The organism is Taklimakanibacter albus (assembly GCF_016595235.1).
GTDB lineage: Bacteria > Pseudomonadota > Alphaproteobacteria > Rhizobiales > Aestuariivirgaceae > Taklimakanibacter > Taklimakanibacter albus.
This window is the reverse complement of record NZ_JAENHL010000008.1, coordinates 242,125-264,276: the sequence shown is the minus strand read 5'-3', so window position 1 is coordinate 264,276 and position 22,152 is coordinate 242,125. Positions and strand designations below refer to the sequence as shown.

Annotated in this window: 19 protein-coding genes; 14 read left to right on the top strand and 5 right to left on the bottom strand. The window is 63.4% G+C overall.

Features of this window, described 5'->3' with window-relative positions:
- Window positions 1-54 precede the first annotated feature (54 nt).
- Window positions 55-747 carry a ribose-5-phosphate isomerase RpiA gene (gene rpiA, locus JHL16_RS24150; protein WP_200187464.1) on the top strand — a complete coding sequence of 231 codons (693 nt, stop codon included), beginning with the start codon at window positions 55-57 and terminating at the stop codon, window positions 745-747.
- Window positions 744-2,105, top strand: coding sequence for a glutathione-disulfide reductase (gene gor, locus JHL16_RS24145; RefSeq protein ID WP_200187463.1), 1,362 nt, complete (start codon window positions 744-746; stop codon window positions 2,103-2,105). Before rpiA ends, gor begins: the two co-directional genes overlap by 4 nt.
- A gap of 56 nt (window positions 2,106-2,161) precedes the next feature.
- Here the strand turns inward: gor and JHL16_RS24140 are convergent, their stop codons facing one another.
- Entirely contained in the window at window positions 2,162-2,911 is a 750-nt protein-coding gene (locus tag JHL16_RS24140; RefSeq protein ID WP_200187462.1) for an alpha/beta fold hydrolase, read from the bottom strand.
- A gap of 145 nt (window positions 2,912-3,056) precedes the next feature.
- Between JHL16_RS24140 and JHL16_RS24135 the strand changes: the two genes are divergently transcribed.
- The 4 genes from JHL16_RS24135 (at window position 3,057) to JHL16_RS24120 (ending at window position 6,198) form a co-directional block, all read left to right on the top strand.
- A complete protein-coding gene (locus JHL16_RS24135) occupies window positions 3,057-3,515 on the top strand; it encodes a MarR family winged helix-turn-helix transcriptional regulator (RefSeq protein ID WP_200187461.1) in 459 nt (152 codons plus the stop codon).
- A gap of 92 nt (window positions 3,516-3,607) precedes the next feature.
- The gene (locus JHL16_RS24130) at window positions 3,608-4,894 is read left to right on the top strand and encodes a DUF3422 family protein (RefSeq protein WP_200187460.1); all 1,287 of its coding nucleotides are present in this window, start codon (window positions 3,608-3,610) and stop codon (window positions 4,892-4,894) included.
- Between the two features lie 39 nt (window positions 4,895-4,933).
- Window positions 4,934-5,443: a sigma-70 family RNA polymerase sigma factor gene (locus JHL16_RS24125; RefSeq protein WP_200187459.1), complete on the top strand. Its 510-nt coding sequence runs from the start codon at window positions 4,934-4,936 to the stop codon at window positions 5,441-5,443.
- Window positions 5,440-6,198: an anti-sigma factor family protein gene (locus tag JHL16_RS24120; protein WP_200187458.1), complete on the top strand. Its 759-nt coding sequence runs from the start codon at window positions 5,440-5,442 to the stop codon at window positions 6,196-6,198. The genes JHL16_RS24125 and JHL16_RS24120 overlap by 4 nt, the downstream gene beginning before the upstream one ends.
- Window positions 6,199-6,308: 110 nt before the next feature.
- On the opposite strand, the gene JHL16_RS24115 is transcribed toward JHL16_RS24120, so the two are convergent.
- Window positions 6,309-9,179 (bottom strand): caspase family protein, encoded by a 2,871-nt coding sequence (locus JHL16_RS24115; RefSeq protein ID WP_200187457.1) that lies wholly within the window; start codon window positions 9,177-9,179, stop codon window positions 6,309-6,311.
- 278 nt (window positions 9,180-9,457) lie between these two features.
- Between JHL16_RS24115 and ileS the strand changes: the two genes are divergently transcribed.
- The 5 genes from ileS to JHL16_RS24090 all read left to right on the top strand — a co-directional run bounded on the left by ileS (window position 9,458) and on the right by JHL16_RS24090 (window position 16,393).
- Entirely contained in the window at window positions 9,458-12,391 is a 2,934-nt protein-coding gene (ileS, locus tag JHL16_RS24110) for an isoleucine--tRNA ligase (protein ID WP_200187456.1), read from the top strand.
- Window positions 12,388-12,867 carry a signal peptidase II gene (gene lspA / locus JHL16_RS24105; protein ID WP_200187455.1) on the top strand — a complete coding sequence of 160 codons (480 nt, stop codon included), beginning with the start codon at window positions 12,388-12,390 and terminating at the stop codon, window positions 12,865-12,867. Before ileS ends, lspA begins: the two co-directional genes overlap by 4 nt.
- A 141-nt stretch (window positions 12,868-13,008) precedes the next feature.
- On the top strand, window positions 13,009-13,512 hold the full coding sequence (locus tag JHL16_RS24100; protein ID WP_200187454.1) for a hypothetical protein: 504 nt from the start codon (window positions 13,009-13,011) through the stop codon (window positions 13,510-13,512).
- A 127-nt stretch (window positions 13,513-13,639) separates the two neighbouring features.
- A complete protein-coding gene (locus tag JHL16_RS24095) occupies window positions 13,640-15,052 on the top strand; it encodes a M16 family metallopeptidase (protein ID WP_200187453.1) in 1,413 nt (470 codons plus the stop codon).
- Window positions 15,053-15,067: 15 nt separating this feature from the next.
- Entirely contained in the window at window positions 15,068-16,393 is a 1,326-nt protein-coding gene (locus JHL16_RS24090) for a M16 family metallopeptidase (protein WP_200187452.1), read from the top strand.
- A 186-nt stretch (window positions 16,394-16,579) separates the two neighbouring features.
- Here JHL16_RS24090 and JHL16_RS24085 read toward each other — a convergent pair whose 3' ends face one another.
- Complete coding sequence (locus JHL16_RS24085) at window positions 16,580-17,089, bottom strand: hypothetical protein (RefSeq protein ID WP_200187451.1); 510 nt, start codon at window positions 17,087-17,089, stop codon at window positions 16,580-16,582.
- Between the two features lie 83 nt (window positions 17,090-17,172).
- Window positions 17,173-17,784 (bottom strand): pyridoxamine 5'-phosphate oxidase family protein, encoded by a 612-nt coding sequence (locus JHL16_RS24080; protein WP_200187450.1) that lies wholly within the window; start codon window positions 17,782-17,784, stop codon window positions 17,173-17,175.
- 77 nt (window positions 17,785-17,861) lie between these two features.
- Here JHL16_RS24080 and JHL16_RS24075 point away from each other — a divergent pair, with 77 nt between their 5' ends.
- The 3 genes from JHL16_RS24075 (at window position 17,862) to JHL16_RS24065 (ending at window position 21,288) form a co-directional block, all read left to right on the top strand.
- A complete protein-coding gene (locus JHL16_RS24075; RefSeq protein ID WP_200187449.1) occupies window positions 17,862-18,749 on the top strand; it encodes a LysR family transcriptional regulator in 888 nt (295 codons plus the stop codon).
- Between the two features lie 19 nt (window positions 18,750-18,768).
- Window positions 18,769-20,553 carry a DNA mismatch repair endonuclease MutL gene (gene mutL, locus JHL16_RS24070; protein WP_200187448.1) on the top strand — a complete coding sequence of 595 codons (1,785 nt, stop codon included), beginning with the start codon at window positions 18,769-18,771 and terminating at the stop codon, window positions 20,551-20,553.
- 102 nt (window positions 20,554-20,655) lie between these two features.
- Complete coding sequence (locus tag JHL16_RS24065) at window positions 20,656-21,288, top strand: MAPEG family protein (protein ID WP_200187447.1); 633 nt, start codon at window positions 20,656-20,658, stop codon at window positions 21,286-21,288.
- Here the strand turns inward: JHL16_RS24065 and JHL16_RS24060 are convergent.
- Window positions 21,270-22,073 carry an SDR family NAD(P)-dependent oxidoreductase gene (locus tag JHL16_RS24060; protein WP_200187446.1) on the bottom strand — a complete coding sequence of 268 codons (804 nt, stop codon included), beginning with the start codon at window positions 22,071-22,073 and terminating at the stop codon, window positions 21,270-21,272. The genes JHL16_RS24065 and JHL16_RS24060 overlap by 19 nt on opposite strands.
- Window positions 22,074-22,152: the final 79 nt, after the last annotated feature.

Genomic DNA, 22,152 nt, shown 5'->3' with positions numbered 1-22,152 from the left:
TCCTCCATCGGAGGAGAGGGCAAACAAACGCCCCCCCAAAAACGCCGAGGCTTCATGACATCTGATGATCGCAAGAAGGCCGCGGCGCTGGCCGCCGTTGCTTATATCTCTTCGGGCATGAAGCTCGGCCTGGGCACCGGCTCGACCGCCAAGCATTTCGTCGATGCGGTGGGCGAGAAGGTCAAGCAAGGCTGGGATCTCGTCTGCGTGCCGACCTCGGAAGCGACACGCAAGCAGGCCGAAAGCCTCGGCATCAGGCTTACGACGCTCGACGAGACGCCGGTGCTCGACGTCACCGTCGATGGCGCCGACGAACTCGACAGCGAGTTGCGTCTCATCAAAGGCGGTGGCGGGGCCTTGTTGCGCGAAAAGATCGTCGCATCGTCGTCGCGCCAGATGATCGTCATCGCCGATGACAGCAAGAAGGTGGCTACACTGGGCAAGTATCCCTTGCCGGTCGAGGTCGTGCCTTTCGGCCTCAAGGCGACCGGCATCAAGATCGACCAGGCGCTCGCCTGGTCGGGCAATAAGGGCCCGCTCATTGTGCGCATGCGCGATGGCAAGCCTTTCGTCACCGACAATGGCAATGTCATCCTCGATTGCGCTTTGGGCCACATCCATAATCCGGAGAAGCTCGCCGCGGCGCTGTCCTCCATTCCGGGCGTCGTCGAACATGGCCTCTTTATCGGCATGGCGAGCATCGCCATCATCGCCACCGAAAACGGCGTCGAGACCCTGAAGAAATGACCCAATACGATTACGATCTCTTCGTCATCGGCGCCGGCTCGGGCGGTGTCCGCGCCGCGCGCATCGCCGCCCAGCACGGCGCCAAAGTCGCTGTCGCCGAGGAATATCGCGTCGGCGGCACCTGCGTGATCCGCGGCTGCGTGCCGAAGAAGCTCTTCGTCTATGCGAGCCAGTACGCGGAAGCCTTCGAAGATGCGACCGGCTTCGGCTGGACCACCGAGAAAGTCTCCTTCGACTGGCAGACGCTTGTCGCCAACAAGGACAAGGAGATCGACCGGCTCAACAAGGCCTATATTCGCAATCTCGAAAACGCCGGCGCCGAGCTGATCATGGGGCGCGCCGTCCTTGAAGACCGCCACACGGTGGCGCTCTCCGACGGCCGCAAGGTCACCGCCAAATATATCCTCATCGCCACCGGCGCCACGCCTTTCGTGCCGTCGCATCTGCCGGGCCGCGAGCTCGCCATCACCTCGAACGAGGCCTTCCATCTCGAGCAGCTGCCGCGCCGCATCTGTATCGTCGGCGGCGGCTATATCGCGGTCGAATTCGCCGGCATCTTCAATAATCTCGGCGTCGAGACGGTGCTCATCTATCGCGGTGAGAAGATCCTGCGTGGCTTCGACGAGGATCTGCGCGATCATCTCGCCGCCGAGATGAAGAAGAAGGGCATCGAGTTCCGCCTGCGCTGTGACGTCGAGAAGATCGAGAAATCGGGCGACGGCGTGCGTATCACCTGTAGTGACGGCGCCGTCTTCGGCGCCGGCCAGATCATGTACGCGACGGGACGTATTCCCAATGTCTTAGGGCTCGATCTCGAGAAGGCCGGTGTCGAGCTGACGCCGCATTACGCCGTGAAGGTCGACGAATATTCGCGCAGCACGGTCGACAATATCTATGCGGTTGGCGATGTCACCAACCGGCTCAATCTGACGCCGGTCGCTATCCGCGAGGGTCATGCCTTCGCCGACACCGTGTTCGGCGGCCGCAACATCGCCGTCGATCACAGCAATGTGCCGACCGCCGTCTTCTCGCAGCCCGAGATCGGTACTGTCGGCTTGACTGAGACGCAGGCGCGCGAACTCCATCCCGAGATCGACATCTACAAGACGACATTCCGCCCGATGCGCCACACCATGACGGGGCGCGACGAGCGCATGCTGATGAAGCTCGTCGTCGACGCCGCCAGCGACAAGGTGCTGGGCTGTCACATTATCGGCCCCGATGCCGGCGAGATGGCGCAGCTTCTCGCCATCGCCGTGAGGAAGGGGGCCACCAAGGCCGATTTCGACGCCACCATGGCGCTCCATCCGACCGCCGCTGAAGAGCTGGTGACCATGCGCCAGAAATGGACCGGGTAGGGACACGTCAAAGCCCCGGAGCACGGATGCTCCGGGGCTCTTGTGCGGTTTGATTTTTACTGCGCGGCTTTTTCGATGATCTGGGCCACGGCTTCCGGCTTCGAGACATAGATGGCGTGGCTACCGGCGGTTTCGACGACGGTGGCGCCGGCGCGCTCGGCCATCATGCGCTGGGCCGGCGGCGGGATCATGTGGTCGTCGCTGGCGACGAGATAGTAGCTGGGCTTGCTCTTCCAGGCGGGAACGGTGACGGCGCCGGTCAGCGCGGCAACGCCCCACGGAACCTGCGAGTCGGCCATGAAAGCGGCGGTGCCGGCATCGACATCGGCGGCAAAGGTGGCGGCGAACTTCGCCTTGTCGAGCATCAGGAAGCCGTCGACAGGCGGCAGGATCGGCGGCACCGGGGCGCCGGCGGGCGGATTGGCGATCAGGCTCGAGACCGACTCGCCCTTGTCGGGCGCAAAGGCGGCGATATAGACGACCGCCTTCACCTTCTCATTCGTCCCGGCCTCGCTGACGACCACGCCGCCATAGGAATGGCCGACGAGGATGACCGGGCCGTCCTGCTGGTCGATGGCGCGCTTGGTCACGGCCACATCGTCGGCGAGTGAGGTCGTGGGGTTCTGGACGATGGTGACGTTGTAGCCGTCCTTCTTCAGAATGTTGTAGACGCCCTGCCAGCCGGAGCCGTCGACGAAGCCGCCATGCACGAGGATGACATTCTTGGCGGCGGGGGCGGCCTGAACCGGGCTCAAAGTGGTGGCGGCAAGAGCAAGGCTGGCGGCGGCGATCAGGGACTTGGTCATTTGAGTTTCCTTTCGTTATTTTTGCGATAATCATTATCGCGATAATTATTTGATAGGCTAGCTTGAGTGCCTTGTAAAGAGGAATCTTTATCGCGATATATATTTTTGTGGTAATGATCTGGCCAGACACCTGGAGATCAAGGAAATGACCGCCCCATCGCCTTTGCCGCTGGACAGCCAGCTCTGTTTTTCCATCTATTCGACGGCCATCGCCGTGAACCGCCTCTATAAACCGATGCTCGACGCGCTGGGCGTGACCTACACCCAATATCTCGTCCTGAGCGCGCTCTGGGAGCAGGGTGGGCTGACGATCACCGCGATCGCCGACCGGCTGGCGCTCGAGCCCAGCACCATCACGCCGGCGGTCAAGCGGCTCGAGGCGGCGGGTTTCGTCCAACGCCAGCGCAGCACCACCGATGAGCGGCAAGTCGAAGTACATCTGACGTCAAAGGGCAACGAGCTTCGTGAAAAGACCGGCTGCCTGACCGATGCGCTGCTGCGGCATTCCGGCTTCACGGTGCCGGAGTTGATCGCGCTGAACGAAAAGATGCAGGAGCTGCGCCAGGGCCTGCGCAACGCCGTCGAGCAAATGCCCGCTGATTAAGCAGATCAATCTGCGACCCGGCGACACATGCCGTGGCGCGATCATCCGACTATGCTCCGCCGCTTCCGCTTTTTGCGGAGTGGAGGACAGTAATGACTCTCGAGCCGCATCCCTTGCGCGGCGCCGTTCTGAGCGAGGTGCATGCGCGGCCTTTCGCGGCCATCGCGCCGCCTTTGCGCATCCTGCATTTCGCGTTCATGACCGACGCCGATCTCGCCGCCCGTGATCGCCTGGCCTTCGGTGAGTTTGTCGCCGCGCGGGGCCACCGCGGTCCCGACGCCGCCTCGAAACATTACCGCATCACCTTTCCGGATTCGGCCCTGCGCTGGGAGCAGCATGCCGAATTCACCACCTACACTTGGGAATTCGCCAATCACGACCGTTCGCCCTTCGGCCGTCCGACCAGCGAATTGCAGAAGCTGATGCAGCAGTTGCCGCAGCCAGGTCCCTTGCTGGTGGCCGCCGATCTTCATCTCCTCTCTGAAGCGGACGGCGGCGACTGGCAGAAAGTGTTCGACCCGACGAGCCTCGTCGCCTTCGAGACCGAAGCCGGTGACGCGCGCGCCGCCACCGATTTTCTCGCCGCGAGCGACGGCTTCGTGCGGCTTCTGGTCCTCGACCGCGGCATGTCGACCTTGCGCGCCGGCATCTTCGTGCAGCAGCTCCTCGAGCTCGAGACCTATCGCACCTTCTGCCTGCTCGGTCTTCCGGAAGCGCAACGGCTCCAGCCGGTGGTGCGCCGCATCGAGCAGACGCTCGGCGAGATCACCGCCGAGATGACGAAGAGCGAAGGTCTCGCCGCCAACAAGGCCTTGCTGCAGCGCCTGATGGCGGTGGCGGGCGAGCTCGAGGCGGGCGCCAGCCAGTCGCGCTTCCGCTTCGGCGCCACTAGGGCCTATGCCGAGATCGTGCGCGCCCGGCTCGCTTCCTTGCGCGAGACGCCGATCGGCGATCATCAGACCATCAGCGGCTTCATGGACCGCCGCCTGATGCCGGCCTTGCGCACCTGCTTCAGCATGCAGGACCGCCAGACCGATCTCTCCGCCAAGCTCATGCATGCCGCCAATCTGCTGCGCACCCGCGTCGATATCGATGTCGAGGAGCAGAATGGCGATCTGCTCAAGGCGATGAGCGAGCGCACCCGTCTCCAACTGCGCCTGCAGCAGACGGTCGAGGGGCTCTCGATTGCCGCCATCAGTTATTATGTGGCGAGCCTCCTGGGTTATGTGCTCGAGGTCCTGCCCGAGGATGCGGTGCCCTTCGGTGCCAAATATCTCAAGGCTGGTGTGATCGTGGCGACGGTCGCCGTCATCACCTTGATCGTACTGAGCATCCGGCGCCGTCACTCGGAACATGCGCCCGCTGGCGCCATGGAATAAACTGCCGCCGGGCGCTGTAACTGGGATTAAAGGTCGGAGATGAATTTCCGCACGGATCTCACAGCCGAATTGCCTTACCTGCGCCGTTTTGCCCGGGCTCTGACCGGCGATCCGGCGCTGGCGGACGATCTTGTCCAGGATTGCGTCGAGCGGGCGCTGGTGAAGAGCCATCTCTATGACCCGACAAGGCCGCTGAGGGCCTGGCTTTACACCGTGCTGCGCAACATCCATGTCAGTGGTCTGAGGCGTGAGCGGCGGGCCGGGATCGTTAAGACGGTGGACGACCTCTCCGATCCCGAGGTGATGCTGAAGCCCACCCAGGAGGGCGAGACATTACTTCTGCAGGTGGCGAGCGCGCTCGACCGCCTGCCCGATCAGCAGCGCGAGGTGATGATCCTCGTGGCGCTGGAGGATATGAGCTATCGCGATGTCGCCGAGATCACCGGCGTGCCGGTGGGAACCGTGATGTCGCGTCTGTCGCGGGCGCGCGGCGCCTTGCGTGAATTGATAGGCGAGGGGGCGAAACCCTCCTTGAGACGAGTGAAATGACGGAGCCCAACCACAACGAAGACTGGTCCTTGCACGCCTACGCCGATGGCGAGATCGCAGGGTCAGAGGGACGTGCGCTTGACGAGCGCCTCGCCGAGGACCCCGAGGCGCGCGCCAAGGTAGAAGCCTGGCGGCGCCAGAAGGCGTGGCTGAAGGAGGCCTTCGATCCGGTGCTCGACGAGCCCGTGCCGGCCCAGATCAAGGCGGCGCTCCGCCATCGCCGGGGCTTCACGCTGTCGCCCTGGGCCATTGCCGCGGCCCTCGCTCTCCTGATCATCGGCGCCGGCGCCGGCTGGTTCGCCAATCTGCAGATGAGCGCGCCGCAAGCCAAGCAGTTCGCCGATCTGGCCATCGAGGCGCATGAGATCTACACGCATGAAAACCGCCATGCCGTCGAGGTCGCCGCCAGCGACGGCGACCATCTGACCACCTGGCTGTCGAAGCGCATCGGCCAGAAGCTCGTCGTCCCCGATCTCACCGCCCGCGGCTACACCTTCATGGGCGGTCGCCTTCTGGCGGCCGGCGCCCAACCGGCGGCCCAGCTCATGTATGAGGACCAGGCCAAGCGCCGCATCACCATCTTTGTCGCCGCCAACCAGACCAACAAGGAGACCGCCTTCCTGGTCACCCAGAAGGACAATGTGACGGCCTGCTACTGGCTCGATGGCCCCTTGGGCTTCGTCATCGCCGGTGAGACGGGTCGCGAGGATATCGTCTCGCTCGCCCATCTGGTCTATCAGTCGTTTGAGATGTGACGCGCTCAGATATCCTCATGCTGAGGTGGCCGCGAAGCGGCCCTCGAAGCATCCTTCAGATAGAGCGCGCCTGCTGCACGATACCCTTCGAGGCTCGCTGCGCTCGCACCTCAGGGTGAGGGGATCCGTGCGATCGAAAAATCCGGCACCGTGTCGGGCTTGAGCATCACGGCATTCTGGCGGTTTTGAGTGAGCTTCTTCACCTGCGTCGAGAGCCACAGATTGAGCTCGGCGGTCGAGATGCTGCCGTCTTTCTCGTAGTCCGCTCCGCCCATGACTCCGGCAAGCAGCGCTTCGGTGAAGGCGCCATTGCTCCAGTCGGAACGCTCGAGCGACAATTCATTGCCGCCTGATGAGGCGAACATGATGACACCGGAGTCGGCGCGCGCCATACGGTTGATCACCGCCGTCACATCGGCCGCCGCGACATCGCCCTTGAGGCTGTCGGCGGAATGGCACGCATCGATGAAGAAGAGCGCCTTGCCGGCGAGCGCCGATATGGTTTCACGGATCTCGGATTCGCCGATCGATGTGCCGCGCAGATCCTCGGGATCGCCGCCGACGGGCAGGAAATAGAAACGCTGTTTGGCGTCGGTGATGCCGTGGCCCGCCATGAAAAGCAGGCCGACATCCTCAGGCCCCACCTTTTCCTCAAGCCAGCCCAGGGCGCCGCGAATATTCTCGGCGCTGGCGTCCTTGTCGGTGAGCAGCTTCACATCGACCGCCTCATAGAGGCGGCCGGCCTGCGCCTTGGCGTTTTCGGAAAAGTCGCGCGCGTCATCATCGGCGAAGCTGAGCTTGAGGCCGGCCTTGTCATAATCGCTGATGCCGACGAACACCGCATAGAGCTTGCGCTTGATCTGATCCTCGGAGGGAGGCCCGGCCCATTTGAGCGCGATGCGCGCCGGCACACTCACCTGGTCGCCCTGCTTGGCGATGAGGGAGACCTCCACATCACGGGCCGGGATCGTCACATCGAGGCTCAGGCTTTCGTCTTCATTGACGACGGCGGCGCCGCGCTGGCCTTGCGGACGGCCGTCGATCAGGACTTCGATCGCCTCGGGCGGCTGGCCGTCCGGCGTGCGCACGCGATAGGAGAGCGTCACCACGGTGTCGGTCACCGACGTGCGGTCGCCCGGGCTCGCGATCTCGATCACGGGGGGCAGCGCGGCGGCGATGTCGTCCTTGCGCGCCGGCCGCTTCGCCTTGGCATTGGCGGCCTTGATCGCCGGTTCTTCGTCATAAGTATTGAGCACCTCGCGCACGATATCCGGCCGGTAGAAGCGCTCATGGAACTGGCTCGCCGGGAAGAAGTCCGGCGCTTCCTCGACGCCGCGATTGACTTGCCAGCCGATCAGATCCTCACCACCCGGCGAAGCGGCGTAATAGCCGGACGGCGTCCAGGCGATCCATCTCTTGTCGAGGGCGTTGACGAAGAGCGCTAAAAATTCCTTGCCATCGGCCAGACGATACCAGCGGATGGTGCCGTCGGTCTGGGCGGCGATCAGCAACTGGTCCTTGGCCGTGATGTTGACGCCCCAAGGGATGGAGGAGACCGCGACCCGCCAGAGCGGTGTGCTCTTCTTCGTATAACGCCTGAGCGCGAAGTCGGTGCCGAGCACCAAGGTCTCGCCATCCTCTTCGACGGCGAGCGCGCGGCTCGTTTCATTGTGATCGAGTTGCAGCGGCGCGCCGCTCAAGGTCGGATCATCCCGGCTGTTCCAGTCCTCGACCGGGAGCTTGTCGATATTGGCGGGTTTGAGATCGCCGGGTGGTGGTTCGGGCGATTCGGCGAAGCGCAGCGTCGCCATGTCGAAGAGCCAAGGATCCTGTCCTTCTATGCCAAGGCCGAAACGCACCCTTGTGCCGTCCTCGCTCACCGTGAAGGCGTCGCCGAGCTCGCCACGCAGATCGGCGGCGATGCTGGTCTTGCGCAGGACGACGTCGCCTTTCGCGTCGTAGACAGTGAAGCCGGAATTGGCGTCGGCGATGACGGCGCCACCGTCCGGCATGGCTTTCAGATCCATTACCGTATTGCCGGCGGCATCGACAGCGAGGCGCTCGCCGCGGCCTTCATCGCCCCAGGCGAACATCTGCATCCGTTCTTCCGTGCCGCCGCGTGTGTAGTAGTCGCCGGCGGCGAAGATCATCTGACCATCCGCCGACCAGGCGACCGCCGCGAGATCGCCGATATCGAGCCCGCTGGTGTCGGCCCGGTAGAGAAGCTGGAGGCTCTTGGCGTCGAGGATGTCGACCGCCATGGTGCCGACATAACCGACCACCAGCTTCGTTCCATCGGGCGAGAAGGCGACGCCTTCGGTCCGGTCATTGCTCGGCGCCACGATGCGTCCCAGAAGCTCGAACTGGGTCGAATAAAGCCTGAGGCCGCCATCATGCGAGGTGACGGCCATCTCGCCGGTCGGGCTGAAGGCGATGCCGTTCACCTGGTCGCCATAATCGCCATCGGCCATGATTTGCCGCCACTCGGCCACGTCCCACACGGCGATGCCGGATTTGTCGCCGAGGCCGACCGCGAGGCGTTTGCCGTCGGGTGAGAAGGTCAGCTCATCGACGACCTGCGGATGTGGTCCGAGGCGGCCCTCCAGGCGACCGGTTTCACGGTTGAAGATATGGACATAGTAATCAAGCGTGGTTGCATCGGCATCGTCCCAGCCGCCGACCGCCACCAGTCTGCCATCCGGGCTCAGGGCCACCGCGAAAACCTTGCCGACATCGCCCGGCGCCGAAGGCATGCGCAAAGTACGCAGCAGGCGCCCGTCGGGGAGGGACCAGATCCGGACCGTCTTGTCCTCGGAGCCGGTGACCAGGATCTTGCCGTCGGCGCTGACATCGAGGCGCCGGATGGACGCCGTGTGCATGCCGCCATCGATGCGCAATTGCGGCTCTTTCGGCAATTCGTCAGCCGAAGCGATTGCTGATCCGATGAGAAGAAAAGCCAGAAGCCGGACAAACCAATTCATCATCATCACCCTGGGGCAGGACGAGGCAAATACAGGGATTTGCAGGGATTTACAGGGAATTTTCGAGAAATCTGAAGCCGGCCCAGCAAGATCAAGGGGTTAGACGATCAGAAGGCGGCGGAGCAGGGAAATAAGGGTGAACTCTGCCATTGGTATTTCCCAACAATCTCATGCCTCGGCGCAGGCTTGCAATGCCGGCAACGCCGCCCTTTCCCCTGGCGCCTTTCGCTGTTACAAGCGCGCCCGACCAATCACCCTCAAAAGCCTGATTTACCGACATGAACGACAAGCCTGAAAACCCGGCGCGCGACTACCGCGAGACCCTGTTTCTGCCCAAGACCGCCTTCCCGATGAAGGCTGGCCTGCCGCAGAAGGAGCCGGAGATTCTCAAGCGCTGGCAGGGCATGGACCTGTTCACCAGGCTGCGCGAGGAGGCCAAGGACAGAGAGCTGTTCATCCTTCATGACGGCCCTCCCTATGCCAATGGCAACATCCATATCGGCACCGCCCTCAACAAGATCCTCAAAGACCTGGTCGTCCGCTCGCAGCAGATGTCGGGCAAGAATGCCAATTACGTTCCCGGCTGGGACTGCCATGGCCTGCCCATCGAATGGAAGATCGAGGAGCAGTACCGCGCCAAGGGCCGCAACAAGGATGCGGTGCCGATCAACGAGTTCCGTAAAGAGTGCCGGGCTTTCGCCGAGCACTGGATGGGGATCCAGTCGGAGGAGTTCCAGCGGCTGGGCGTGATCGGCAACTGGAAGGATCCCTATACGACGATGAGCTTCGCCGCCGAGGCGCAGATCGCCCGCGAGCTGCTGAAGTTCTCGACGAGCGGACAACTATACCGGGGCTCGAAGCCGGTCATGTGGTCGGTGGTCGAGAAGACCGCGCTCGCCGAGGCCGAGGTCGAGTATCAGGATTACACCAGCGACACGATCCATGTGAAATTCCCGGTCACCTTCATGGCCGACGGCACCGCGCCCAAGGGCGACCTTGCCAAAGCTAGTGTGGTGATCTGGACGACCACGCCCTGGACCATCCCCGGCAACCGCGCCATCAGCTATTCGCCGAAGATCGCCTATGGTCTTTATGAGGTCACCAAGGCCGCTGCCGACAATTGGGCGAAGGTCGGCGATCGTCTGATCCTCGCCGACAATCTGGCGGCGGAGACTTTCAAGGCGAGCCGCGTCGAGGAATTCAGCCGTTTGAGCGATGTCGATATCGCGACCATCGCCACCTGCGCGCATCCGCTCAGCAGTCTCGGTTACGAGTTCCGGGTGGCGCTGCTCCCGGGCGATCATGTCACCGACGATGCCGGCACGGGCTTCGTTCATACGGCGCCGAGCCACGGCGCCGACGACTTCGAAGTGTGGGAAGCCAATATCGGCAAACTCAAGTCGATGGGCATCAAGACCGATATTCCCTTCACCGTCGATGGCGACGGCACCTTCACCAATGAGGCGCCGGGCTTCACCGGCAAGCGCGTCTTGACCGACAAGGGCGAGAAGGGTGACGCCAATGAAGCGGTCATCCAGGCGCTCATCGCCGCGGGCGCGCTCATCGCGCGCGGCCGCCTCAAGCATCAATATCCGCATAGCTGGCGCTCCAAGAAGCCGATCATCTTCCGCAACACGCCGCAATGGTTCATCTCCATGGGCGACGGCGAGACGGACGGCTTACGCGCCAAGGCGCTGAAAGCGATCGACGACACGCATTTCGTGCCGCCCGCCGGCCAGAACCGCCTGCGCGGCATGATCGAGGCGCGGCCCGACTGGGTGATTTCGCGCCAGCGCGCCTGGGGCGTGCCGATCTGCGTCTTCGTCAACAAGGCGACCGGCCTCGTGCTCAACGATCCGGAAGTGAATGAGCGCATCGCCACGGCCTTCGAGACCGAGGGCGCCGATGCCTGGTTCGCCGAGGGCGCGCATGAGCGCTTCCTGAAGGACCGCGTCACCGACACCCATGACTGGGAGAAGGTGAACGACATTCTCGACGTCTGGTTCGATTCGGGCTCGACCCATGCCTTCGTGCTGGAGAAGCGCCCCGATCTGCGCTGGCCCGCCGATGTTTACCTCGAAGGCTCCGACCAGCATCGCGGCTGGTTCCACTCCTCGCTGCTCGAATCCTGTGGCACCAGGGGCAGGGCGCCCTACAAGACTGTCATCACCCATGGCTTCACCATGGCCGAGGACGGCCGCAAGATGTCGAAGTCGCTCGGCAACCAGGTCTTCCCGCAGGATGTGATCAAGCAGTCGGGCGCCGACATTCTGCGCTTGTGGGTATCCTCCACCGACTATGTCGATGATCAGCGCATCGGCCCGGAAATCCTCAAGAGCAATGTCGAGGCCTATCGCAAGCTGCGCAACACCTTGCGTTATCTCCTCGGCGCGCTCGATGGCTGGGACGAGGCCGAGCGCCTCGATCAGAAGGACATGCCGGAGCTCGAGCGTTATGTGCTCCATATGCTGGCCGACATCCATGCCAGCGTGCTGGCAGGCTATCGCGCTTATGACTTCAAGCAGGTCGTCGCCACGCTGCTCAATTTCATGAATGTCGATCTCTCGGCCCTCTATCTCGATATCCGCAAGGATACACTTTATTGTGATGCGCCGTCCTCGCTGCGCCGGCGCGCCTGCCGTACCGTGATCGACGAGCTCTTCCACTGCCTCTCGACCTGGCTCGCCCCCATCCTCTGCTTCACCGCCGAGGAAGTCTGGCTGTCGCGTTTCCCAGGCGAAATGAGCTCCGTCCATCTGATGCAGTTCGCCAAGCCGCCGGCCGAATGGGTCGATGCCGATCTCGCCGCCAAGTGGCAGAAAATCCGTGACGTGCGCCGCGTCATCACCGGCGCGCTCGAAATCGAGCGCCAGGTGAAGAAGACGATCGGCTCTTCGCTCGAGGCGGCGCCGGAGATTCATGTGTCCGATGCCGATGCGCTCAAAGTGCTGAAGGGTCTCGACATCGCCGAGATGGCGATCACTTCCGACGCGACGCTGGTCGAAGGCGATGGACCCGCCGATGCCTTCCGTCTCGATGACGTGAAGGGCGTCGCCGTCGTCTTCAAGCCGGCCCAGGGCCGCAAATGCGCGCGTTCCTGGAAGATCACGCCGGAAGTGGGCAGCGACAAGGAGTTCCCCGATATCACGCCGCGCGACGCCGATGCGGTGCGCGAGTGGGAGAAGCGCCACAGCAAGAAGCTCTTCGCGTGAGGCTCTGGGGGGCGCTATCGGTCCTGGGGCTGGTCTTCGCCGCTCTGTCTTTCGGCGTCGACCAGACCTTCAAATGGTGGATGCTGCATGTCTTCGACATCGAGGCCCGCCAGCCGGTGGTGCTGCTGCCGGTCTTCGACCTGGTGCTCGCCTGGAACCAGGGCGTTTCCTATGGCTGGCTGTCGGGCGGCGCCTCGCAAGGCCTCTTGATCACCATGGCGCTCGCCATCAGCGCCGGCATGTGGATCTGGCTCGCCAAAGTGTCGCGCCCCGTCACCGCGGCGGGAATCGGCTTCATCCTCGGCGGGGCTCTGGCCAATGCCTTCGACCGGGCGGTTTATGGCGCGGTGGCCGACTTTTTCTCGTTCCATGTCGGGAACTTCAACTGGTACATTTTTAACCTGGCCGATGTAGCCATCGTTGCCGGGGTAGGGCTCTTGGTTTATGAATCCTTTACCGAGGGTCGAGGTAGTTAGTACCTGAGCGATTCCTTGTCGCCAAAGTCGAGCAACTTTGGCGGGAAGCGCTTTAGCGGCCACGGAAATGCCCGATTGCCGGGGCAATTTCACGGCAACAGCCCCACAGCCGGGTTTCTTTCTGAAGGGATACGCGACATCATGAAAACGGCCTTTGGCCTCGCCCTCAGCCTTACGGCGGCGCTTGCTGTCGCCGGCTGCTCCGAGACCAAGATGCAGGATTTGCTGGGCGCAGGAAAATCCGCGACTCCCGATGAAACCCAGGTGCGCACCAACCGTAATCTGGCTATGCCGCCCGATCTCAATCTGCGCCCGCCCACCGGTGAAGTGGCCGAGGATGGCCAGCTCAATACGGTGGCCGCGGCCCCGGCCGAGCCCGCCATGGACCAGGCGCAGCCCACGCCGGAACCGGCGCCGGCCCCGGTGAAGACCGCTTCCGCCAATCCGCCGCCGGCGCAAGGCGCCGAGCCCCAGCAGGATGTCTATGAGAAATACGGCATCTCGAAAACGGGACCGGACGGCAAGCCCAAGTCGGAGAACCAGCTCTTCAAGGAGCTGCATGCCGCGCAGCTTGCCGAGAAGCGCAAGGCCAATCCGAATTACGGCACGATCTGGAACATGGGCAACGTGTTCAAGGACGAATAGCGCATGATCCGGAAAAGTGGACACCGGTTTTCCGAAGATATCATGCGCCAACAAAAATGAAAAAGTGTGATGGCGACTCTTCCCAATGTCATCACGCCATCCCGACATACCATCCAAGGGTGACCTCATGAGATTCAAGCGCCGCGGACTCCTCGCCGCTTTCGCTGGCCTGTGCCTGTTCGCGACCGTCGCCGGGCCGCTTCCCGCCTCGGCGCAGCAGCCATTGGCCGAGACCTTCACCCTCAACAACGGCATGCAGGTGGTGGTGATCCCCGATCACCGCGCCCCCGTCGTCACCCACATGGTCTGGTACCGTGTCGGCTCGGCGGATGAGCCGCAGGGCAAGGCCGGTATCGCGCATTTCCTCGAGCATCTGATGTTCAAGGGCACCAATAAATATCCGCCCGGCGCCTTCAACCGCATCATCCGCGAGAATGGCGGCGAGGATAACGCCTTCACGTCGAAGGACTACACCGCCTATTTCCAGCGCATCGCCAAGGACCGCTTGGGCCTGGTGATGGATCTCGAAGCCGACCGCATGCAGAATCTCGTTCTCAAGGACGAGAATGTGCTGCCCGAGCTCAAGGTGGTCGAGGAGGAGCGCCGCGAGCGCACCGACAATGACCCTTCGAGCCTGCTCGGCGAACAGCTCGACGCCATCCTTTATCTCGCCCATCCCTATCGCAAGCCGGTGATCGGCTGGATGTCCGAGGTCAACAAGCTCACCCGCGAAGATGCGATCACTTTCTACAAGGCGCATTACACGCCCGCCAATGCGATCCTGGTCGTCGCCGGCGACGTGACGAAGGATGAAGTGCAGAAGCTCGCCGAGGAGCATTACGGCAAGCTCGCCAACACCTTCGACGTGACGTCCAGGGTACGCACCGATGAGCCTGAGCCGATCGCCCCGCGTCGCGTCACCCTGACGGATGCCCGCGCTGCTTCGCCTCTCGTCCAGCGCCAATATCTGAGCGTCTCTTATGCCACGGCGGCGAAAGGCGAGGCGGAAGCGCTCGACGTGCTGGCCGAGGCGATGGGCGGCGGCGCCACCAGCCGCCTCTACAAGAAGCTAGTGGTCGAGAAGCGCATCGCGTCCTACGCCGCGGCCTGGTATTCGGGCGATGGTCTCGATTCCGGAACCTTCGGCGTCTATGGCTCGCCCGTTCCGGGCGGCAAGGTCGATGTGGTCGAGGCCGAGATCGACGCCGTCCTCGATGACATCAAGGCGAACGGCATCACCGACGAGGAGCTGAAGCGCGCCAAGACGAAGCTCATCGCCAACACCATCTATGCCCGCGACAACCAGGGCAATATGGCACGCAGCTTCGGCACGGCGCTCACCACCGGCACCACCGTGCAGGACGTGCTCGACTGGCCCTCGCGCATCGAAGCGGTGACGCTCGATCAGGTGAAGGCGGCAGCAGCCAAGACGCTCGATATCAAGCGCTCGGCGACCGGTGTGCTGCTGCCGGCGGCCGGCGCCGCGGCGGGTGGCGGCGCGCCCGCAACACCCTCGATCTCGAATTCCCCCGAACAATAATCCATGAGGCTCGTGATGCGCCCGTTCCATCCGTTGCTCGCGGCAGTTGCCGTTCTCGCGATCTATGTCCTTCCCGCCCAGGCGATCGAGATCAAGGAAGTGAAGAGCAAGGGCGGGATCACCGCCTGGCTCGTGGAGGACCACACCAATCCGCTCATCGCCATGCAGTTCTCGTTCCTGGGTGGGGCGACGAACGACCCTAAGGGCAAGGAAGGCACCGCCAACTTCATTACCGCGATGATGGATGAAGGCGCCGGCGATCTCGATTCGGCGGCTTTCCAGACCCAGCGCGACGATCTGGCGATGAAGATGTCGTTCGATTCGAGCTTCGACCAGTTCCAGGGCTCGTTCCAGACGCTCAGCGCCAAGCGCGATGAATCCTTCGCGCTGCTCAGGCTCGCGCTGGCGAAACCCCGCTTCGACAAGGATCCGATGGATCGGGTGCGCGACCAGCTTCTGGTCAGCGCGCGCCAGAATGAGGAGGAGCCGGAGAATATTTCCTCGCGCGCCTGGATGCAGAAGGCATTTGGCGATCATCCCTATGCACGGGAATCAGAAGGCACCGTCGCGTCCCTGGCGACGATCACCCAGGACGATCTGCGCGCCATGCACAAGCAGCTTTTCTCGCGCAAGGGCCTGAAGGTGGCGGTCGTCGGCGACATCGACGCCGACACTCTGGCCAAGCTCCTGGACGAAACCTTCGGCGACCTTCCCGATACCGAGCCGCCGAAGCCGGCGACGATGATCCATGTCGTGGACAAAGCGTCGACCCAGGTCATCGACCGCGATATTCCGCAGAGCATCATCACCTTCGGCCATGACGGCATATTGCGCGCCGATCCGAATTTCATCCCGGCCTATGTCACGAGTTTCATTCTGGGTGGCGGCGGCTTCGGCTCGCGCCTCACCGATGAGGTGCGCGAGAAGCGCGGGCTGACCTATGGCGTGTCGATCGGGCTCTATCCCTTCGACCATGCCGGCCTCGTCTTCGGCCAGCTGGGCACCCGCAACGAAAAGGCGGGCGAGGCGCTCACCGTGGTCAAGGACACGATGAAGAAATTCGCCGATGAAGGTCCGACCACCGCCGAGCTCACCGAGACCAAGACCTATCTCACCGGCTCCTATGCCCTGCGCTTCGATTCCAATTCCAAGATCGCCAGCCAGCTGCTCGCCATCCAGCAGGACAATCTCGGCATCGACTACATCAACCGCCGCAACGGGATGATCGAAGCCGTGACGCTCGATGAGGCAAAGGCCCAGGCCAAGAGCATCTCCGATCCCGACAAGCTCATCGTCACGGTGGTCGGCAAGCCGGTGGGGATCACACCCTCGGCGAATTGACTACGCTCTCTCCCTCCACCGCGCGAAGCGCGGGGAGGGTGGCCGCCCAACGGGCGGACGGGTGGGGTTTCTCCACCGAGAGGTCTTGATCAACAGGTCCGATGGAGCTCGCCTGCGGGGCGCCCCCACCCGTCGCGCGTTCCGCGCGCCACCCTCCCCGCCTTCGGCGGCGGAGGGAGAGCAGCCTTAAGGCTTCGGCGCTTCGAACGGATTTGTCTCGCTCGCATTCCTGTTGTTTTCATAACAGCTCTCGAGCCGTGCCAGAGCGGCGGCGCTCTTGTCGAGCGGGACGCTGATCGTGGCGCCGGCGCCCTTCACGTCGAGACGATTGGCGTTGCGCAGCGCCTTGTTGAAACGCTCGTCCGTCAGGGCCACGCGCACCGTGTCGGCGGTCGCCGTGACATCCGTCTTCCAGCTGGTCTTGCCCGCCAGGAATTCCACCGGATAGGTCTTGCCGCTATCGAGCTTCCAGCGCTCGGACGTCATGATCAGCGCAGTGCCTGAATTGTCGCGCGCGAAACTCGCCGTGACCCCATTGTCGACCATGCGGCTCATCATGCACCGGTCGAATTTCTGCTCCTTGGTGAAGCTCGCCTCGATCTTCCACGGCCCGATGAGGACCGTCTTGTCATCGCTTTGAGCCTGTGCCGCTCCACAGAGCAGAAACACAGAGAAAAAGATGGCACGACCTTTCATCCGGACCTCCTTGAATTCTCATTGCCGGTAAAAATCCCGCAAGAGGATAAGAACGTATCCGACAAAAAGTTCCCGGGTCCGCGTCAGACGGGACCCGCGCGCAGGCGGGCATTCTCCGCCTCGAGCACTGCGATGCGTTCCTGGAGTTCGGCGAGGACGCGTGCCACGTCGGCGCCGTCGATCTTCTGCGGAATATGCTGCGGGCAGTTGATGTCCCAGGCCTCGACCTCGAACAGGATGACCTGCTCGGGCCGGGCCTCGTAATCCTCCGGCATGAGCCGGGCGACGAGCGCGTCGTCGTCTGCCACCACCCGGGCGCGGCCCCAGAGCTTCACCCGCCGGCGATGCGCATAGTCCATGAGGAAGAGGAAGGCGCGGTCATTCTCGGCGAGATTGCCGGTGGTGATATATTGCCGGTTGCCTTTGTAGTCGGCGAAGCCCAGCGTTTTGGGCCCCAGGATCTTGATGAAACCTTTGGGGCCGCCGCGATGCTGGGTATAGGGCTGCCCCGCCGCATTGGCGGTCGCCAGAAAGGCTGTGTCGATGCCGGCGAGGAATTGGGCCAGATCCTCGGTCAGCTCGGTGCGGAAGCCGCCGCGTTCCTCCATCCGGGCGTAATTCGGGCGCGAACCACGCTCGGCCTGGATGGCTTTGATGCGGGGGGTGAAGGCGATGTCGCTGGAAGGGGTGCTCATGCAGCAAAGATAATTATTCCGTGTGGAATGATAATCTGTTGGCTGGACAAAAGATTATTGCTATTTCTGCATTAATCATGGACCGCTTCGATGCCATGACGGCCTTCGTGGCCGTCTGCGAGGCCGAAAGCCTCACCCGGGCAGCCCGGAAGCTGGGCCTGTCGCCCTCGGTCATGTCGCGCCAGATCGCCGCTTTGGAATCCCATCTCGGCGCCAGACTGTTCAACCGCACCACCCGCTCGATCAGCCTCACCGATGCGGGAAGCCGTTTCCTCGAGCGCACCCGGCGGATACTGGCCGAACTCGACGAGGCGGAGCTTGCGGTCCAGGACGAGAAGGCGCCGCCCCGCGGAAGGCTCTCGGTGACGGCGCCGGTGATCTTCGGCCGCCTCCATGTGGCGCCGCTGCTCAGCCATTTCGTCGCGCGTTACCCGGAAGTCTCGATCGACCTCACCCTCTCGGACCGGTTCATCAGCCTGGTCGAGGAGGGCCATGACCTTGCGGTCAGGATCGGCCATTTGCCGGATTCGCAGCTGGTGGCCCGCCGTTTCGGCGAAACGCGGCGGGCTCTGGTCGCGAGCCCGGCCTATCTGGCCAAGGCCGGTATTCCGCTCCATCCCGATGACCTGGCGAAATTCAGCCTCATCGCTTTTGCACCGGTGGCCCAGTCCTTCGAATGGTCCTTCTCAGAGGGCCGCAAGGTCCGTATCGAGCCGCGTTTCATCGTCAATAATGGCGATGCCGCCATTTCCTGGGTGCTGGCGGGCTCCGGCATCGCCCGGGTGCTTTATTACCAGGTCCGCGACGCGATCCGGGAAGGCCGCCTCGTCGAGGTGCTTGGGCCTTTCGCGCCCGAGCCCATGCCGATCCATGTGGTCTATCCCACCGCCCACCTGCTGCCCGGTAAAGTGCGCGCCTTTCTCGACCTGACGGCCCAGACGGCGGATTGGCGCTTGGCGTCATAGGCCACTAAACTCGTCTCCCATGAAGATTCGTAGACTTCCGGAGGGCATCGCCAACCGCATCGCGGCGGGCGAGGTGATCGAGCGCCCGGCGAGCGTCGTCAAGGAGCTGGCGGAGAATGCCGTCGATGCCGGCGCGCGCCAGATCGACATCGCTTTCCGCGACGGCGGCCGCAGCCTGATCCGTGTCAGTGACGATGGCGAGGGCATGGAGCGTGACGAGCTCGATCTTGCGGTCGAGCGCCATGCCACCTCGAAGCTCGCCGATGACGAGCTGATCGAGATCAAGACGCTGGGGTTCCGCGGCGAGGCGCTGCCCTCGATCGGCTCGGTGAGCCGACTGACGCTCACCTCACGCGCCCGTGCTGAAAACGACAGCTGGAAGATCGATGTCTCGGGCGGCCGCAAGGCCGAGCCGATGCCGTCGGCGCGCATCGACGGCACGGTGGTCGAGGTCCGCGATCTCTTCTTCGCCGTGCCGGCGCGGCTCAAATTCCTGAAGTCGCCGCGCGCCGAGACGGCGGAAGCCGCCGATGTGGTGCGCCGCTTGGCGCTTTCGGCGCCGCAGGTCGGCTGGAGCTTCACCTCGGAAGAGCGCGTCCTCGTCGATCTGCCGCCCGAGAGTGCGGATGAGAAGGGGCGCCGGCGGCGCATCGAGCGGATCATGGGCGAAGAGGTCTTCGCCAATATGGTCGATTTCGAAGGCGGCAAAGAGCCGTTCCGCATCTGGGGCCTGGCGACACTGCCAACCTATCACCGCGCCCAAGCGGGCCTGCAGTTCTTCTTCGTCAATGGCCGGCCGGTGCGCGACAAGCTGCTCGCCGGCGCCATTCGCGGCGCCTATGCCGATCTCCTGATGCGCGGACGTTTCCCCGCCGTCTGCCTTTTCATCGAATGCCCGAGCGCCTTCGTCGATGTGAATGTCCATCCGGCCAAGGCCGAGGTGCGCTTCCGCGATTCAGCTTTGGTGCGCGGCGCCATCGTCTCCTCGATCCGTGAGGCGCTCGGCAAATCGAGCCGCAAGACGGCGGCGGGCCTCACCTCCGCGACACTCGGCGTGCTGAGGCCGATCGTGCCGCCACGGCCGCGCTACAATAATGATGCATTCGAAACTGCCCTGACAGGATTCGCACCCGCTTCACCCGGCATGGCGGAAGAGCAGGCGGCTTTCGTCATGGACAATGTCGCCTCGGCCCGCGTCGCGGATATTCCGCTGGCAGCGGACGCGCCGCATCCGCTGGGCGCGGCGCGCACCCAGTTCCATGAGAACTATATTCTGGCGCAGACCCAGGACGGCATCGTCATCGTCGACCAGCATGCCGCGCATGAGCGCCTCGTTTATGAAAGGCTGAAGGCGGAGCGGGCGGGAAAACGCATCGCCACCCAGCCGCTGCTCATTCCCGATGTCATCGATCTTGATGCGGTGTCGGTCGAGCGGCTGGCGCAGGCGCAGGAGCTTCTGGCCGAGCTCGGCCTCGTGCTCGAGCCTTTCGGCGACGGCTCGATCGTGGTGCGCGAAGTGCCGGCGGCGCTGTCGGGCGGCAATATCGCGCGGCTGGTGCGCGACGTCGCCGATGATCTCGGCGAAGATTCGTCCGCGACCGTCGAGGAACGCGTCAATCATCTCCTCGCCACCATGGCCTGCCATCATTCGGTGCGATCGGGGCGGCAATTGCGGCCCGAGGAAATGAATGCGCTGCTGCGCCAGATGGAAGTGACGCCCAATTCCGGCCAGTGTAATCACGGCCGGCCGACCTATATCGAATTGAAGCTCAGCGACATCGAGAGGCTGTTCGGGAGGAGCTAGGTCGTACTCGCCCTCACCCTGAGGTGCGAGCGCAGCGAGCCTCGAAGGGTGTGTTGCAGCAGTCGTGCTTTATCCTGATGAGGGTGTTTTGAGGAAGACACGATGAACGACAAAGCTCCTGTCGCGCGATTTCCCGTCCGTTCCGCCATCGTCCAGGTCGGCCTGGCCTCGCTCGTCGTCGCTTTCATCTGGTGGGCCTGTTATCGCTTCATCCCGCCATCCGACATGTTGGCATCATTCGACCGCGTGCTGTTCGGGCTGAAATGGTCGGGCATCGCCATCCTGCTCACCTTTCTCACCGGGATAGAAGCCGTCTCGCATGAGCGCCTGGTGACGGAAGCCTTCGATCCGCTGGCCGGCAAGGAGACGAAGAGCATCCTCGTCAATCTGCGTTATCTGCAGAACACGCTGGAGCAGCTGATGCTGTTCGTGCCCGGCCTGCTTCTGCTTGCAGCCTATGCCGAGCCAGGTGCCGTCGCGCAGTCGGTGACGGCGGCGGCGCTGGTGTGGATCCTGGCGCGGTTCGCTTTTTGGATCGGCTATCGCCGAGGCCCGCAATATCGCATTGCGGGCCTCGTCGGCATGGCGCAGAGCATGATCATCCTGCTCTATGTCTCGGCCCGTTTCGGCTATGAGCTCGGCGGTGCCTGGGGCGCTTCCGTACCACTGATCCTGTTCGCCATCGCCGAAACGGTGCTGGTCGTGCGCGCCTTCCGTCAGGCGGCGACGCGATAACGCGCCGCGGGCTTCGCCAGCGACAGATTGGGGCTGAGCGCGTCGCGGGCTTTGTCGAAAGCGTCCCAGTCGGCCTTGTCCGGCAAGGATGGAATGGTGACAAATTCACCCTGGTTGAAACCGGCGAGCGCGGCGTCGACCATATCCTCGGTCGTCATCACGATCTCCTTGGGGAGATGATGGATGGGGGTGCCGGCCTTGTCCCACAAATCGGTCGCGGTGGCGCCCGGCAGTACCGCTTGGACGCGCACGCCCTTGTCGGCGAGCTCATGTCTGAGCGACTCCGAAAGGGCGAGGACGAATGCCTTGCTCGCGGCATAGACGCCGTTGAGCAGTTTCGGGTTGATCGCCACGATCGAGGCGATGTTGATGATGGTGCCGGCGCCGCGGGCGACGAAAGCGGGAGCCGCGGCATAAGCAAGCCTTGTCGGCGCCGTCACATTGAGCGCGATCATGCGCGCCATCTCGTCGACATTCGACTGGAGCAGCGGCGTGGTTGCGGCAATGCCGGCATTGTTGAGGAGGAGGGTGATGCTCTGGTCGGTCTTCAGCACCGCTTCGACGCTCGCGAGGTCCTCGGAGACAGTGAGATCGGCGGCGAGCGTTTCGACTGACCGGCCGCTCGCATTGGTGATGCGGCGGGCCAAATCGGCGAGACGGTCGCCGCTGCGTGCGACGAGGATGAGATCATAACCGGCTTTGGCGAGGCGGTCGGCATAGACGGCGCCGATGCCGGCGGAGGCGCCCGTGATCAGGGCGGTACCCTTATGTGAGGTGGTGGTCATGTCTGGCTCCTTTCGCCGGCGGGATGCGGCGTCAGGGAAAGACATAGTCCGGGTGGACGGTGTCTTAAATGTCATATAT